Here is a 15,492-nt window from a genome sequence, read left to right on the forward strand (position 1 = left end):
CATAATTTGGCTCTCTCTTGGGATGAAGCTTATTCATAGTAGGTTTCTAGATAGGACACCATTTCAACTGAAGATAAAGAGGAATTACCATTGCTAACGGCATGTGCAAACAACAACGTTCGGTCATTTACAGGGATGAATTTGACTGTTAAATCATATTCCGCAGGACTTTCCACATCAAAGGGATGATCCACATAATAGGCAACCATCATATGGGACTCTATATCTATTGTTTCCTCTGTAGTTCTGGCAAACCCCACTGTCACTAGCTGCTCGTCAGCTGGTTTATTAGCGATCGATCTTAGCTTACTACTCCACAATCCCCATTTATTTTCCACAGAAACGATTAGACCTATTTTTTCTGGATTAGCCAGTAGAAAGACAGAAGCTGATTCTTCATCATACAGTGGATATTCTTCTTTTATCACGATATCTTCTTTGGAGAAATCTTCACTTTTTAAGATATATGTCTCACTAGCATATCTATAATATAGAAGGCTTGACATAAGAATGATAGCGGTTAATATACCTATTACAAAATAAGACCTTTTCAAAACATCCCCCCTCCAGACAAAACGAAACTTCCAAGTATCACCTAATCTCATTCTATAAGAACTGCTTTGAATCCTTCTTTACGAATCGAGTCGTGACTCTTTTAATAGGGTAATCAAATCTAGTTTGCCTCTATCTAAGTGAATCGTCCGAATGCCTAGTCTCTCAGCACCAAGTATATTTTCCAGCTTATCATCAATGAAAACACATTCCTCTGCCAAAGCATTCGCTTGATCAAGTGCTATGCGAAATATTTCCTCTCCCGGCTTCTCTGCCTCTACAAAAGCTGAAAGATTAATAGGATCAAAATACTTGCGGTTCCCCAATCGGTCAAATACCCAATCCATACTTGGCATTGCATTTGAAATAATAGCTAGATTGTAATGCTTGCTTAATTCCTCTAAAACTCCTATTACTTCTGGATATAGCTCACATTGGGCAGCATAATGAGTGCAATTAAATAACTCTTGGGCAAGCACTAGTTCACCAAGCTCCTCAGCTATCGTTGCATAATATTCTTTATAATAAGCTTCTTCTGTATCCCAACTTGTAATAAAAGGTAGTTTAACTTGTTTTGCCTTTCTGAGAGCAACGTCAATGCGAGATAGAGGATAGCCTCTTTCCATTAATAGGGATCTTACTCGATCATCGCCTTTTACAGGGGTATCGAATAAGACACCACCAGCATCAAAAAATATCACTTTTATCATACGGTTCACCACCCCATCCTATAAAAAGCCTCTTCATACTAATAGTTATTTCATAGACTCTCGTACTTTTTCAGGAATCATTACTACTTCTGTTTGTAAATGAACCGGTTTGTATGTTTTATCGATACACTCTTCCCAATATTCAAGGTGCTTTTTATCAATCCAGTGTTCTGATTCCTCCACCTCGATTCCGTCGGTCCCTTGAACAGAGTACCAATATAGATACTCTTCTCCGTTTAAGATTTCTCGAAAAATCGTCTCGACATACATTTTCTCGCCTTCGAGTGTCATCAGAACATCTTCCATATTTTCGTTTAAGTAGCCTAACCACTCATTTACTTTTTCTGTTTTACCTGGTTTCACTCTAAATCTCGTACACTCTATATTCATTCTCATTCATCCCCTTACACTTTCATTCGTTAATATTCTTACACCATCTCTTTTTATCAGCTCTTCACCCAGTAGACGCTCCCATCGTCCTTTCGATCTAAAAATCCATACTGGATAAGGTAGCGGCGTAATGTTACATAGTCATCATAGATGCTTTTTAATACCTCATTGACTTCTTTTTCTGTGTAACTTTTTCCTTCTTCGAACCGTTTAATAATTACTCGCAGGACACCAAGCTTCTGCTTTTCCTTTTTCGGAAATTTGACCAGCATCCCTTCAACACCTTGAGGAAATAGCTTTTTCTCAAGCACTTGCTGCTCTTCCTGCGTCATATTGTATCGGTCATCCACCATCGTTGCATTCTTATGCGGAGCAAGAAATGCTGGGGCATGTTGATCCTTTTCCTTTAACAGCTCCATCAAGGTCAAAAATATTTTCGCTTGTCGCTCTTTTTCCTTTAATACAAAACGATGATTACGTATAGTAGAAGCGCTACCAATTTGGAGCTCCTGCTGAATCTCTTTGTCACTTTTCCCTTCATAAAAGAGAGCTAGCAGGCTATTTTGATGATCTGTTAAACCAGTAACCTTCTTATTCAATCCAATTAAATATTGAAAAACAGAGCCGTGCTTTTCCTCAATATGAAGCTTTGTATAGCGCTCCGCCTCGTATAACACTTCTTCCTTGTGATAAATAATTCCCTTTTCAATTTTTTCTCCGCACAGTAAGCACTCAAATGACTCGGAACTCTCTGTATACCCCCTCTTCAGCTCCTCCATATTGGCGTCCCAAAAGTTTTCTATTAACTCCACGAACAAACAGCCCCTTAAAATGTTTGATTTTTTATAAACATATTATATAATTGTCTATATAATGTCAACTGACAATTTAATGTATTGAGATTTATCTGAAAATAAAGCACAATTAGAAGGAATATAGTTATTCCAAAGGGGGAAAAGCATTGGTTACTTTTAAGGATTATGAGTATAAGAGACCCGAATTAGTGGAAATGAAGACAAACTTTCACGGTCTTTTATCTAAGTTAAAGGAAGCTTCTACGTTAGAGGAACAAAACAGCATTATCGAAGATTTAAATACTATTCGCAACAATTATTCTACACAAGCCAACTTGGTGTACATTAGAGCTTCTATCGATACACATGATGAGTTTTATCAAAAAGAGAGAGATTATCTTGATGAAACTGGACCAGAGGTAGAGGAGCTAATCACAGAGTATTATAAAATTCTAGTAGCTTCGCCTTTCCGTAAAGAGCTAGAGGAAAAATGGGGAAGCCAACTATTTGATCTAGCAGAGTTTCAAATAAAAGCCTTTTCTCCTGAGGTAATTGGCCTAATGCAAAAAGAAAATAAACTAAGCTCGGATTATTCAAAGCTAGTGGCTTCTGCACAGGTCGAATTTGAAGGTGAAATATACACACTGGCTCAATTAGGGAAGTTTACTGAGTCAACAGATCGCGAAACACGTAAAAAAGCAAGAGAAACATCAGCTAGCTTCTTCTCTGATAATGAAGAAAAGTTTGATGATATATACGATCAATTAGTAAAAACACGTCATGAAATTGCGACAAAGCTTGGCTATAAAAACTTTGTAGAGCTTGGTTATGTTCGCATGAATCGTATCGATTATGATGCAGCTATGGTGAAAAACTTCCGTGATCAAGTAAAGGAATTTATTGTCCCATTAACTACAAAGCTGTATGAGCGTCAAGCGAAGCGCATTGGCGTAGAAAAGCTAAAATTCTATGATGAACCACTTAACTTTTTAACAGGAAATGCTACACCACAGGGTTCTCCTGAATGGATTATTGAAAATGGCAAGAAAATGTATGAAGAACTTTCTCCAGAGACGGCTGAGTTTTTCCAATTCATGATTGATCGTGATTTGATGGATTTAGTTGCGAAAAAAGGGAAAGAGGCTGGAGGCTATTGTACCTTCATCGAGGACTATGAATCTCCATTTATTTTCTCCAACTTCAATGGAACGTCAGGAGACATTGATGTCTTAACACACGAAGCTGGTCACGCCTTTCAGGTTTACTCTAGCAGAAATATCGGAATCCCAGAATATCTATGGCCAACCTTTGAATCAGCAGAAATCCACTCGATGAGTATGGAATTCTTCACATGGCCGTGGATGGAGCTCTTCTTTAAAGACCAAACGGAAAAATATAAGTTTGCTCATTTAAGTAGCGGTCTTCAATTTCTTCCATATGGTGTGGCAGTAGATGAATTCCAGCACGTTGTGTATGAAAATCCAGAAATGACGCCTAAGGAAAGAAAGGCAGCTTGGAGAGAAATCGAAAAGACCTACTTACCACATCGAGATTATGATGGAAACAGCTATTATGAAAATGGTGGCTTCTGGCATAGACAAGGTCACATTTTCGGTAGCCCTTTCTATTATATCGACTACACACTGGCTCAAATTTGTGCGTTCCAATTCTGGAAGCGTTCAAGAGAAAACCATGAAGAGGCTTGGAAGGATTATCTTCACCTTTGCTCACTTGGTGGATCCAAATCCTTCACAAAGCTAGTAGAAGAAGCGAACCTTATTTCTCCATTCGAGGATGGCTGCGTAGAGTCAGTAATTGGCACTATAGAAGAATATTTAAATAGCGTAGATGACGCAGCTCTTTAATAGCATTATGTTTTATAAGAAGGGGTGTCCTATAAGCAGAAAACTTATGGGGCACCCCTTCCTTCTTTGTGTATTATTGCTCCAGCTTTAGTCAGATCTATCCTTTTTGCAAAGGACCCCTCTCTAGATAGTTTTCAGAATTCCCTTTTTTTACTTGTATGGAAGGAAATTTTCACTATACTCTCGAAAATAAAATAGAAGAAAAAGGAGGCTTATTTTGTGAATAAAATCATTGCAATACTAGCAGGAGTAATGGGGATTATTTATATTTTCTTTATTCCAGCAGAGCCGGTCGGCACCAAAATTTTCTTTAAATTAATACCTATGCTTCTTATTATTCTTTATGCGCTGCTGCAGCCAGCTGGGACACCAAAAAACCATAAGACGCTAATCGTTACTGGTTTATTTATCTGTATGCTTGCTGACGGTCTTATTTATTGGTTTATCATCGGTTTAGTTACCTTTTTAATCGGTCATATTTGGTATATATTTGCGTTTCGTAAGATTAAAGCAAAGCCAATCCCAAAATGGGCTGCTGCTCTACTGCTGACTTATGGACTCATTATGGTAATCTGGTTAGCCGGAACATTATGGAGAGATGGAGATACAGTCCTTGCCGTGGCAGTAGTGTTATATATTGCAGTCATTCTTACGATGGGCTGGAATGCCATCCAAACCGGCAACAAATTAGCCATTGTCGGAGCTATTTCTTTCATTTTTTCCGATTCCATTCTAGCGATTAATAAATTTATCATGGAGGTGCCGTACTCTCACGCCCTCATCATGATTTCCTATTACGGAGCTCAATTTTTATTCGCCCATAGTATTTACGCCCATTATTCCGCTTCTCGGAATAATCTGTTAAAATAAAGACATGCTTTGCACCAATGGAGGAGACTTTTACACATGAAAAATACTTTAATTGACCGTTTAACTCGCTACGCTAAAATTGATACGCAATCGGATGCCGCAAGCCCAACATGCCCTTCGACAGAAGGACAATGGGATTTACTGCATTTATTACAAAAAGAATTAGAAGAGCTTGGAATGGAAGAAATCACATTAGATGAAAATGGCTATCTTTTCGCATCTCTTCCAGCTAATACAGATAAAGAAGTCCCTACAATCGGCTTCTTAGCGCATGTCGATACAGCAACAGACTATACAGGGAAAAACGTGAAGCCTCAAATAATCGAGAGCTATGACGGGAAAGATATTCAACTAAACGAGTCTACTGTGATGACGGTTGCTGACTTTCCGGAATTAGAGAATTATGTAGGTCATACTTTAATGACAACAGACGGTACCACGCTTCTTGGCGCCGACAATAAAGCCGGAATTGCCATTATTATGACTGCAATGGAATACTTCCTTCAAAACCCAGAGGTGAAGCACGGGAAGATTCGTGTGGCATTTACGCCGGACGAGGAAATTGGACGTGGACCTCATAAGTTTGATGTAGAGAAGTTTGGTGCGAAGTATGCGTATACAATGGATGGCGGGCCACTTGGTGAGCTTCAATATGAAAGCTTCAATGCTGCCGGCGCTAAAGTAATCACATACGGAAAGAGCGTTCATCCTGGATCTGCGAAGGATAAAATGATCAACGCTATTACCATCGCAACAAAATTCCAAGCTCATATGCCAGAGGAAGAGGTTCCAGAAAAGACAGATGGCTATGAGGGATTCATCCATCTCATGAAGTTTAATGGAGACGTAGAGAAAACGGAATTAAGCTATATCATCCGAGACCATGACCGCGTAAAATTTGAAGCGAAAAAACAGTTGTTCCTTGATACTGCTGAAAAATTAAAGGCGGCTTATGGAGAAAAAGCAATTGAAGTAACTGTAAATGACCAATACTACAATATGGGAGAAAAAATCACTCCTGTAATGGAAATCGTAGATATCGCAAAGGATGTCATGATCGATTTAGGAATTGAACCTTTAATCATCCCAGTTCGAGGAGGAACAGATGGTTCTCAGCTCTCCTTTATGGGAATGCCGACTCCAAATGTCTTTACTGGCGGAGAAAACTATCACGGGAAGTATGAGTACATCTCAGTGGATGCCATGGAAAAGGCCACAGAAGTAATGAAGGGGATTATCCAATCCTTCGAAAAACAAGCTTAATTTTTAAAGCGTCAGACCCACTGAGGAGTCTGACACTTTTTATTAGATAATAAGATGTCCAGCTTCAGCGCCTTGCCCCTCGAGGTCAAATGGGTACCGGCTGTGGTGGCTGAGGAAATGCCTCCTCGCCAATTCCCATTTGCTTGTCGGGGCAGACATAGGCGCTTGTGCTTTTCTTTATTGTCCAGTTCCAGCGCCTTGCCCCTCGAGGTCAAATGGGTATCGGCTGTGGTGGCTGAGGAAATGCCTCCTCTCCAATTCCCATTTGCTTGTCGGGGCAGACATAGGCGCTTGTGCTTTTCTTATTAGATCGCTTCTTTCGTGAAAGAACTAGTAACTTTTTTATAGCTAAATGCAAATACTGCAAATGCCAATACTAGGAACGCTAGTAATACCATCAGCAATACAAACGCATTCGCCATTAGGTACGGCGTATCCCCTAATGAGATAATTCCTTTAAAGCCTGCATTTGAGTAAGTTAACGGTAAGAATTTACTTAATGTTTGTAAGTTCTCAGGCAGCATAGGGATCGGAAGGTTTGATCCTGTTGTAGATAACTGCAATACGATAAATGCAAGGGCTACAAAACGGCCGATGTTTCCACCTACTGCTACCAAGAAGAATATAATCGCCATGAAAGTCAAGCTCACGAAAATCGTGAACAGAATGAACAGCCCGGCGTTTGCAACATCCAGCTTGAGGAATAATAGCGTAAACAATGATACGAATAGCCCTTGCGCTACCGCAAAAATAGAAAGCTGTAGCAGTTTGCTTGTATACCAGCTAACAACCGATCCCGGTAATACAGCTGGACGCTTGAAGTCTACTATAAAGGACAGTACTAGCATGCCTACAAACAATGCCAAGGAAATAATATAAGGCGCTGTTGAATCACGATAGAAGCTATAGCCGTTAACTGTATCCCCCTTCAATTGAACAGGATTTGCAAACATCGCAATATTGTTGTCTCCAACTTGAATAGCACTTACTTGGTCACGCCCACCTGTAAGCCCAGTGTTCAACTCTTGGCTTCCACTCTGGAGCTTCGTTGCTCCATCGTTTAAAGAATTAACCCCTAACGTAATTGTTTCCCAACCTACTGCTACTGTTTGGTTGCCCTCACTAATTTGAGATAGTCCAGTTTTTAGGTCAGAAACAGCATTAGTGATTTTATTCCAAGAAACAGTGAGAGAAGAGTTCCCATTAGCCACTTGGTTTGCACCAGATTTCAGCTTATCAATACCAGCTACTGCGGAGGTTTGTCCTGCTACAAGCTGATTTAAGCCACCGTCCAGCTGCTTAGAGCCAGCTGTTAGTTGATTCACACCCGCTACAACCGTGTTAGCTCCCTGCTGTAAAGGCTGAACCTGTTGGTCGAATTGAACTAACCCTTGAGAGATTTTTTCGCTTGTCCCAACTAAAGTGAGAAAATCTACGTCCTTCGCAAGCTCAGGATGTTTCGCTAAGTATGCCTTCAACCCATCAGTTAGTTGCTGAGAGCCACCTGAAAGTGTTTTGGTAGTTTCAGTCACTTTCGTTATGCCAGCAGCTAGTTGCTCCGTCCCCGGTTTTAATTGTTTTTCTAGTCCAGCTGTTAAATTAGCACTGCCAGCTTTAGCAGATTGTAATCCTGCTAATACTTGTTCAGAGCCTGCTTTCAAGGAATCAACACCCGTTGCCAATTCTTTAGAACCCGCAGCAAGCCTTCTGATATCTCCTTCTCCACCCTTGATGGAGTTTAATAACTGCGAAGCTCCTTGCTCTGCAGTTTGAGCACCAGTTGCTAGTGTTTGAATGTCACCTGACTTCTCATTTAAAGATTGTAGTAATTGATTAGTCCCATTCGAGAGAGTCGTGGTCCCTTCATAAATTTGGTTAGATCCGTCCGCACCATTAGCAAAGCCGTTCGAAATATCTCCAAAACGAGCAAATAATGTACGAGTATATGTTTCCGTAATCTTATTTCCTAGCTGTTCTCTTAGCTTCTCCGTAGCACTTTTGGTAACTTGAGATGCCATAAAGTTTAGCCCTTCGTTTTGTGTATAAAGAAGCTCTGGGGTTTCAGGATTTGCATCTAATACAGTAGAAACCTTTTTAGAGAAATCTTGCGGGATTTCCACCATCATGTAATATTTTTGGCTTTTCAATCCCTTTTCCGCTTCCTCTTTCGATACAAAATTCCATCCTAATGAAGGATTTGCCTTTAGTTCTTCAACCAAATCGGCTCCCACATTAATAGGTGTTTCACCGGACATAGCGCCTTCATCGTTATTGACAAATGCAACAGGAAGATTGTCTAAATTATCATATGGACCCCATGTTGCAGACAACAATACAGCAACATAGACAATCGGAATCAAGAGAACTCCGATTAGAGAAAATAACACCCCTTTTTTCTCTGTGAGCTTAGAAAGCTCTTTTCCCAGCAGTTTGAACGTTCCCATACTAAACCCCCTTTATCTTTTTTTCGAATAAAATGAATGGTCATTCATTTTATTCTTACACTAATTATATTTCAAATTTTTAGAAAATACATTATTTTTGTTATATAACAATTTCTGTAAAAAGGAGCGTTTATTTTGGCTACTATAACAGTAAAAGTACTGATACTGTTGTGTTTTGGAGAGCTGTTATAGTGGAAAGATTATTTGGCGAGGAAGAAAATGAAAAGGCTGCTAATTAGAAATGAATAGTGAAAAGGATAGACTAATACCTGATAGATTAAAGATTCCGTTCACTTAAAAGGATGAAAAGTTCTAGTGACAGCCTCACCCCTCAATAATTTCCAAATAAACGGAAATACTTGCGGTTATTCAATCGTTACTTGCACTTCCCTATCTAATACTTGCGCTCGGTACAGGTTACTTGCGAAATAGATGCCATTTCTTGCGGATTGAGAGAAGTTACTTGCGGAAGTCAAGTATTTTTCCCATTAAACTCCTTTGAAAACACCCAAGTGTGCGGTTACTGGGTCTCAAAATCATCGGACTTTGCTAACGTGTAATTAGTATAAATAAAACCCACCAACCAGGTTGATGGGTTACTTGTTATATGGTTCAAGCGATTTTTCCATGCTTTTTATAAGGCTGCTTCCCACACCCCTGACCAAAGAGCGAGCTATGAACAATAAGTTCTTCAACTAGATAAGCGGTCGCCTCGGGCCTTGTGGAAACGTAATATTCTAAGGGTTCTATTTTTATTCCCTCCTCTACGGATAAAAAGGGAAAAGGTTTCTAATCTGCAGCGCTTACTGCTGTTGCAACGGCCGTCACTACTCTTTGGTCAAATGGCTTAGGGATGATATATTGTTCAGTTAACTCCTCAGGTGAGATCAATGATGCTATCGCCTCCACCGCTGCAAGCTTCATCTTTTCTGTAATGTCTTTTGCACGAGATTCTAAAGCACCTTTGAAAATCCCTGGGAAAGCTAACACATTATTAATTTGGTTAGGGTAATCTGATCGACCAGTAGCTATTATTCGCACGCCCCATTCCACTGCATTTTCATACGAAATCTCAGGATGAGGATTTGCTAGAGCAAAAATAATTGGATCCTCATTCATAGAGTCAATTATTTGTTTCGTCAGCAGGTTTGCCACAGATACACCTATAAAGACGTCAGCGCCTTTCATCGCCTCTTCTAAACCACCCTTTATGCCATTAGGGTTAGATATATCTGCTACCATTTGTTTTACCGCATTCATGCCCTGCTCCCGATTTTTATATATAATTCCTCTCGTATCACACATAATAATTTCCGTATAACCTTGTTGATTTAAAAGCTTTAGGATAGATATTCCGGCAGCACCTGCTCCATTAACGACAATCTTTATGTTCTCTTTCTTTTTGTCCACTAGCTTTAGGGCATTCACCAATCCTGCACTGACCACAATTGCTGTACCATGCTGATCATCGTGGAAAACAGGAATATCTAATTCCTCTCGAAGTCGGGTTTCAATTTCAAAGCAACGAGGTGCTGATATGTCCTCCAAATTAATCGCACCGAACGTCGGACTCAGCGCCTTCACCGTTTTGATAATCTCCTCTACATCTTTCGTGTCTAGACAAATAGGAAAGGCATCAATACCTGCAAATTCCTTTAATAAAATCGACTTACCCTCCATCACAGGTAATGCAGCAAGCGGACCAATATCTCCTAATCCCAAAACAGCTGAGCCATCCGTCACAACACCAACTAAGTTGCCTTTCATGGTATATTCATATGCTTTATTAGCATCCTTTTGAATTTCTATACATGGCTCTGCCACCCCAGGAGAATAAGCTAAGCTAAGGTCATCCATATTATTTACTGGCACCTTTGTTTTTATCTCCATTTTCCCTTGATTTTCTTGATGAAGCTGTAAAGCACTTTCCCTTAAAGTCATCTACCGACACATCCCCACACATGTAATTTGTTTAAATGTTTATCAGTATTATGAAGCTGGATGACAATTTGTATCCATTTTTCTCATAAAAAAAAGGTATCTACAATGGGAGTAGATACCTTACTAATGCACAATGTTAACTGTTGAGGGGAGTCACTTGTGCAAAATTAACTTTTTCAGCGACAATTTGGAGAAAAGTTGCTGTAAGAGCCTTCTCTATTTTAAGAGGAGGTTTTCTATATGGTAATGATAATCATTTTCAATTAAAATGTCAATAGATTTCCTATTTTTTTTAGAACCTTAAAATGCATATTACCATCATCGCTGGGAATAGCTAAATACAGAAAAGGGAGGAGGAAAAGCATGAAGAAGAAAAACATCAATAAAGAAGTAGAAATCGCTTTAGAAAGCTTTAGTCCTGAGCAAAAAGACGATATTCTGAAGAACTTCTCAACTTTTAAAGGCTACCTTGCTGATAAAGTACGTGCTGGAGAGAAAATGGGCTTCAGTGAAGAAACGTTAGCAAAAGCTACAGAAAAAGTTGCTGGCTACCTTGCGACTCATGAAGAACCAAGAAATCGTGAAGAGCACCTTCTAAAAGAACTGTGGAAAAGCTCTGACAAAGATCAGCAAAAAGCTCTTAGCCACATGTTATTAAATCTTGTGAAGAATGAAGGATAATCGAAAAGAAGCTGATGGCCGATTTATGGATAATCCTGAAGGAGTCAAGTCGGATAAAATTAGCATATTCGATATGCATGAGGATATGCAGACCGTTGACACCATTTCTATCGAAGATCTAAGACTCAATTTGGAAGACGAAAAAAATCCTACTCACACCAAAGATCGTTCCTCTAGCGAGGAGCGTTATCCCCCTAGTTAAAGATAAAAGAATTGCTCTACCTCCAGGAGCAATTCTTTTATTTTTTATATTAATTTTGCGGACTTTAGTCGTACCCTTATGCGCAAACCAACAAATGCAGCTATTATAGCTTTTATTAAGTCGGGAACTATAAAAAGAAGTAATCCACTTTCGAACGCAGCATGCCATGTTAATCCAGACACTATTTTTAACCACAAGGAACCAATTACCAAAATAAGCAGAGCACCTAAACAATTCGCGATAATAGTATGCCATTTGTTGTACTTAAAAAACTCTGTATAACTGCTTATGAATACTGCAACAGGAAGAAGACCTACTAAATAACCTCCCGTAGGTCCTGTAAGTACAGCAAGCCCGCCCTTCATGCCCCCAAAAACTGGAGCACCTGCCATCCCCATTGCAAGGTATAAAACGATTGCCAATAGAGTATATCTAGTTGGTAAAATAGTAGCTGTTAACATGACTGCAATGGTTAATAAAGTGAACGGCACCGGTGGAATATTGAGCATTATTTGTGCAGCCACTGCTATGATTGCAGCAAACATCGCCGCTACAATCATTTCCTTTAGTTTTTTATTTCCCATTTCCATTTCCCCTTTAAAATGAGTAAACCTAAATGTCATTATAAGTTAACACATTTAACAAATAATAGAAAGAGGGTTCTGAAAATTGTATAAGGGAGAGGGCGCAAGTGAAGGACAATAAAGCACTTCGAATACTGAGCTGTCCCATCAAAATTGGCAAAGTGCTATAAAAAAAGACAAAACCATATAGGTTTTGTCTACCAATGTTGGACTATATTCTCTATGGTTTCCCATCTTACCTGTCCCTTTTGTAAAGGAGGACATGCCTTGTTATAAGCAATAATTTTCTCATTTACTTTTGTGATGCGGAACTGCAAACCTTCTGTTAGACCGCTCTTCTTCTTATTCGAGATATCTTGGATTTCTTCTCGAATTTCGTGTTGAAGCTTTAGCCAATGGGGTTTAAAGCCTGCATCCTTTGCAATCTTTTGAAAGTGTTGAAAGACGTCTCCAGTAAGGTATTCCTCACTCAGAGGCTTTCCTTGGCCTTTCAAGTTATCCATTCCACCTGTCTTCTCGTACGACCTTAAAATATCTCCCATTAAGTCATTTCTTGGCTGGTTCTCAAATTGATCCATCCCTATCCCTCATTTCACATAATGAATAGACGGTACTTTTTGTAATAGGACCTCCAAAAACTTCTCTTTATCGCTAGGAGAGATGATGACACTCCCTAAGGAAGCTCTTTTGTAGTGAATTTCTAAGGCATCCTTAGAGGACAGAATACGATAACCAGATAGAATTTCCTTCGTATGGTTAACCTTGGTTATATCCTCATAAGGGATTTTGCTTCGGAAAGGACCACCTTTAACAAAGAGATAGTCCTTCTCGAACACATAGCGGATATCTAGGGATATCCAAAGTAAAAAACCCTCGAATAATACAAGCAAGGCAAGACAGAGGAAGATACCGGCCCACTCCGGTTTTTTTTCACTTATAAATATTTCATAAGCTACTGGCCAAAGACAAGCTACCCCTATAAGCCCCATGGCTATGCCCATCAACTTTTTAAACGTACTGTCCATCTTCGACGTAAACTCCATCCCAAACACCCCTTATACCGACTTGGTGGCGGTATCCTTTATCCCCTCTCGAATAGCATAGATATTCTTTAGAATAGATTTAATCACTGCATAAGTAGGAACCCCTAAAATAATTCCCCATAGTCCAGCTATATTCCCCGCAGCCAAAATGATTGTAATAACTGTTAAAGGATGAATATCCAAGGATTTACCCATCACATTCGGAGTTATAAAATTACTTTCAATCTGCTGTGCTAATAGCATGACAATCGCTACATAAATAGCAAGTCTTGGCTCTTGTATTAGTGCAATTATTAACGCTGGCACCAATGAAATGTAAGGTCCCAAGAAAGGAATTACATTCATTAGCATACCAAAAATGGCTAATAACAGCGCATACTCAAGTCCGATAATAGAGTAACCAATAAAGAGCATGACTCCTACTAAAAAGCTGACAAATAATTGCCCTTGAATGTACGCACGCAATGTTGCATCAATATCTCTTAATGTCTTAGCAACCCACTTCTTTTTGTCTCCCTTAAAGAATTGAGTGACAAAAGGAAGAAATTTCTCATGATCCTTCAACATATATACTAGGAAGAAAGGCACTAGTATAAGTAGAAATACCCCTTGAAAAACATTTTGAATAAATTTCACAAGAATGGATCCCGCCGACACAGCAAAGCTATCTATTTTTTTAGCTGCACTCTCAACTGTGTCCTGAATCGCTTGTGGAAGCTCCGAGAACCTATCTCGCTGAGAAATAGAGTAATTTATAAATTCCTCCACTTCCTTCACCATTTCCGGCATATTTTTACTTAGAGTACTTACTTGCTTTGAAACAGCAGGACCTACTAATGCATAGAAGCCCCATCCTAATAATCCGATTACGATAAAAACAGAGATAATACTAGCCCATCGTGGAAACTTATTTGACTCTAACCATTTTTGTAACGGGCGAGTTAAATAAAATAGTACTCCTCCAAGCAATAATGGGACAAAAATTGCCTGGGCAATAATAATGAATGGTGAGAATATGCCTTTTACAAGCATAAACATATAAATAATACCTAAAGTTAATAAAATTGCTACTCCAACTTGAAACCAGAGCTTCTTGGTCAAAATTACTTCACATCCTCTAATTTATCCTAAATTACATTACGTATGAACTTCTGGGAAAGTTTCATTTCCTATCAATAATATTACCATCTTCTATGATAAACTATTAGTATGATTATTTACCATATTAAACCAAAGGGGACATCTATGATGAATGTATTATTCTTTGCTTTTCCTCAATATGCCGACTTTGAGGTTGCTCATACTTTATTCTTTCTAAGAAAGCTTGGGAAAGCCCAAATAACTACTTTTAGTGCGGATGGAAAGCCTGTAGAGAGTGTTGCTGGCTTGACAACAATTGCAAACACTTCCGCGGAAGAGGTGGATGTTCGGAAGTTTGATCTTGTTCTACTACCAGGAGGAGATGGTGTGCAAGAGGTACTGGATAACTCCACTCTTTCAGACTTATTAAAACAAGCTTATTCACTCCATATCCCTATTGCAAGTATTTGTGCCTCCGCTACATTTCTTTCAAAAGCAGGTTTGCTTGAAGGAAAGGAGTTTACTTGTCAGCCTGGGACCTTCGAGCACTTTAGAGAGTTATTTGAAGGTGCTCACTATATCGGTAGTGAGGTGGAAATTGGAAAAGGCTTTATCACAGCAAAAGGAACTGCTTTTCCGCAATTTACACTAGAGGTATGCAAATTAGCCGGACTTATCAAAGACAGCAAGCATGCAGAGTCTATTCTTACATTCTGCAAAGGGTCAGCATAGAAAGGAGTGCTTGTATGCGTTTAATTAGAATACTGCTAATTTTAGCCTTCAGTTGGATTCTTACGCTTATTTTTATGGGAATTGGTGTGTTATTCAATGACCTAGAGCTGGTGTTTGTCTTTATTTTATCCCTTATAGTCATCTTGTTAATCTATGCGATTAATCTGTTAAGGGAGCTAAATGAAAAAATAAAATAACACTCTGAGGAGACACAAGAATTAATTTGGATAAGATATCATTCATTTTATTTATAAGTATGATTCTATCTATCATTATTGGATTATTGGATTTAAGTTTGTTCGGAGGCAATGAAATAATTTTATTTGTAGTGTGTTTCATTA

The 15,492-nt window shown here is 39.0% G+C and carries 16 protein-coding genes; 6 read left to right on the forward strand and 10 right to left on the reverse strand.

The window, feature by feature from the left end; genetic code table 11:
• Positions 1–29 precede the first annotated feature (29 nt).
• From AC1VU3_RS11580 to AC1VU3_RS11595, 4 genes are all read right to left on the reverse strand, one after another.
• On the reverse strand, positions 30–554 hold the full coding sequence (locus tag AC1VU3_RS11580; RefSeq protein ID WP_482983556.1) for a hypothetical protein: 525 nt from the start codon (positions 552–554) through the stop codon (positions 30–32).
• A 78-nt stretch (positions 555–632) separates the two neighbouring features.
• Positions 633–1,262, reverse strand: coding sequence for an HAD family hydrolase (locus AC1VU3_RS11585; protein ID WP_482983557.1), 630 nt, complete (start codon positions 1,260–1,262; stop codon positions 633–635).
• 45 nt (positions 1,263–1,307) lie between these two features.
• Complete coding sequence (locus tag AC1VU3_RS11590) at positions 1,308–1,652, reverse strand: DUF6176 family protein (RefSeq protein WP_480390584.1); 345 nt, start codon at positions 1,650–1,652, stop codon at positions 1,308–1,310.
• A 56-nt stretch (positions 1,653–1,708) separates the two neighbouring features.
• A complete protein-coding gene (locus tag AC1VU3_RS11595) occupies positions 1,709–2,464 on the reverse strand; it encodes a DUF2087 domain-containing protein (protein WP_482983558.1) in 756 nt (251 codons plus the stop codon).
• 197 nt (positions 2,465–2,661) lie between these two features.
• On the opposite strand from AC1VU3_RS11595, the gene AC1VU3_RS11600 reads away from it, so the two are divergent.
• The 3 genes from AC1VU3_RS11600 (at position 2,662) to pepT (ending at position 6,444) form a co-directional block, all read left to right on the forward strand.
• Positions 2,662–4,311: a M3 family oligoendopeptidase gene (locus AC1VU3_RS11600; protein WP_482983615.1), complete on the forward strand. Its 1,650-nt coding sequence runs from the start codon at positions 2,662–2,664 to the stop codon at positions 4,309–4,311.
• A 219-nt stretch (positions 4,312–4,530) separates the two neighbouring features.
• Positions 4,531–5,181 carry a lysoplasmalogenase gene (locus AC1VU3_RS11605; protein ID WP_482983559.1) on the forward strand — a complete coding sequence of 217 codons (651 nt, stop codon included), beginning with the start codon at positions 4,531–4,533 and terminating at the stop codon, positions 5,179–5,181.
• A 36-nt stretch (positions 5,182–5,217) separates the two neighbouring features.
• Positions 5,218–6,444: a peptidase T gene (gene pepT, locus AC1VU3_RS11610; protein ID WP_482983560.1), complete on the forward strand. Its 1,227-nt coding sequence runs from the start codon at positions 5,218–5,220 to the stop codon at positions 6,442–6,444.
• A gap of 305 nt (positions 6,445–6,749) precedes the next feature.
• On the opposite strand, the gene AC1VU3_RS11615 is transcribed toward pepT, so the two are convergent.
• On the reverse strand, positions 6,750–8,888 hold the full coding sequence (locus tag AC1VU3_RS11615) for a YhgE/Pip family protein (protein ID WP_482983561.1): 2,139 nt from the start codon (positions 8,886–8,888) through the stop codon (positions 6,750–6,752).
• A 789-nt stretch (positions 8,889–9,677) separates the two neighbouring features.
• Positions 9,678–10,829, reverse strand: coding sequence for an NAD(P)-dependent malic enzyme (locus AC1VU3_RS11620; protein ID WP_480390579.1), 1,152 nt, complete (start codon positions 10,827–10,829; stop codon positions 9,678–9,680).
• A gap of 363 nt (positions 10,830–11,192) precedes the next feature.
• On the opposite strand from AC1VU3_RS11620, the gene AC1VU3_RS11625 reads away from it, so the two are divergent.
• Positions 11,193–11,510, forward strand: coding sequence for a DUF3243 family protein (locus AC1VU3_RS11625; RefSeq protein ID WP_480390578.1), 318 nt, complete (start codon positions 11,193–11,195; stop codon positions 11,508–11,510).
• 246 nt (positions 11,511–11,756) lie between these two features.
• Here AC1VU3_RS11625 and AC1VU3_RS11630 read toward each other — a convergent pair whose 3' ends face one another.
• From AC1VU3_RS11630 to AC1VU3_RS11645, 4 genes are all read right to left on the reverse strand, one after another.
• On the reverse strand, positions 11,757–12,296 hold the full coding sequence (locus AC1VU3_RS11630) for a biotin transporter BioY (protein WP_480390577.1): 540 nt from the start codon (positions 12,294–12,296) through the stop codon (positions 11,757–11,759).
• A gap of 197 nt (positions 12,297–12,493) precedes the next feature.
• Positions 12,494–12,874: a DnaJ family domain-containing protein gene (locus AC1VU3_RS11635; RefSeq protein ID WP_482983562.1), complete on the reverse strand. Its 381-nt coding sequence runs from the start codon at positions 12,872–12,874 to the stop codon at positions 12,494–12,496.
• Positions 12,875–12,883: 9 nt separating this feature from the next.
• The gene (locus AC1VU3_RS11640; RefSeq protein ID WP_480390575.1) at positions 12,884–13,339 is read right to left on the reverse strand and encodes a PH domain-containing protein; all 456 of its coding nucleotides are present in this window, start codon (positions 13,337–13,339) and stop codon (positions 12,884–12,886) included.
• A gap of 12 nt (positions 13,340–13,351) precedes the next feature.
• Positions 13,352–14,440 (reverse strand): AI-2E family transporter, encoded by a 1,089-nt coding sequence (locus tag AC1VU3_RS11645; RefSeq protein WP_480390574.1) that lies wholly within the window; start codon positions 14,438–14,440, stop codon positions 13,352–13,354.
• 144 nt (positions 14,441–14,584) lie between these two features.
• On the opposite strand from AC1VU3_RS11645, the gene AC1VU3_RS11650 reads away from it, so the two are divergent.
• Entirely contained in the window at positions 14,585–15,151 is a 567-nt protein-coding gene (locus tag AC1VU3_RS11650) for a DJ-1/PfpI family protein (protein WP_480390573.1), read from the forward strand.
• Positions 15,152–15,165: 14 nt separating this feature from the next.
• Positions 15,166–15,348, forward strand: coding sequence for a hypothetical protein (locus tag AC1VU3_RS11655; RefSeq protein WP_480390572.1), 183 nt, complete (start codon positions 15,166–15,168; stop codon positions 15,346–15,348).
• Positions 15,349–15,492 lie beyond the last annotated feature (144 nt).

Source organism: Psychrobacillus sp. Z16_25 (assembly GCF_056856695.1).

What these genes read in the sequence shown, in the direction of transcription:
- AC1VU3_RS11585 (WP_482983557.1), bottom strand. Translation starts at nt 1,262, where the DNA reads ATGATAAAAGTGATATTTTTTGATGCTGGTGGTGTCTTATTCGATACC.
- AC1VU3_RS11590 (WP_480390584.1), bottom strand. Translation starts at nt 1,652, where the DNA reads ATGAATATAGAGTGTACGAGATTTAGAGTGAAACCAGGTAAAACAGAA.
- AC1VU3_RS11600 (WP_482983615.1), top strand. Translation starts at nt 2,662, where the DNA reads ATGAAGACAAACTTTCACGGTCTTTTATCTAAGTTAAAGGAAGCTTCT.
- pepT (WP_482983560.1), top strand. Translation starts at nt 5,218, where the DNA reads ATGAAAAATACTTTAATTGACCGTTTAACTCGCTACGCTAAAATTGAT.
- AC1VU3_RS11615 (WP_482983561.1), bottom strand. Translation starts at nt 8,888, where the DNA reads ATGGGAACGTTCAAACTGCTGGGAAAAGAGCTTTCTAAGCTCACAGAG.
- AC1VU3_RS11620 (WP_480390579.1), bottom strand. Translation starts at nt 10,829, where the DNA reads ATGACTTTAAGGGAAAGTGCTTTACAGCTTCATCAAGAAAATCAAGGG.
- AC1VU3_RS11625 (WP_480390578.1), top strand. Translation starts at nt 11,193, where the DNA reads ATGAAGAAGAAAAACATCAATAAAGAAGTAGAAATCGCTTTAGAAAGC.
- AC1VU3_RS11630 (WP_480390577.1), bottom strand. Translation starts at nt 12,296, where the DNA reads ATGGGAAATAAAAAACTAAAGGAAATGATTGTAGCGGCGATGTTTGCT.
- AC1VU3_RS11635 (WP_482983562.1), bottom strand. Translation starts at nt 12,874, where the DNA reads ATGGATCAATTTGAGAACCAGCCAAGAAATGACTTAATGGGAGATATT.
- AC1VU3_RS11640 (WP_480390575.1), bottom strand. Translation starts at nt 13,339, where the DNA reads ATGGAGTTTACGTCGAAGATGGACAGTACGTTTAAAAAGTTGATGGGC.
- AC1VU3_RS11650 (WP_480390573.1), top strand. Translation starts at nt 14,585, where the DNA reads ATGATGAATGTATTATTCTTTGCTTTTCCTCAATATGCCGACTTTGAG.
- AC1VU3_RS11655 (WP_480390572.1), top strand. Translation starts at nt 15,166, where the DNA reads ATGCGTTTAATTAGAATACTGCTAATTTTAGCCTTCAGTTGGATTCTT.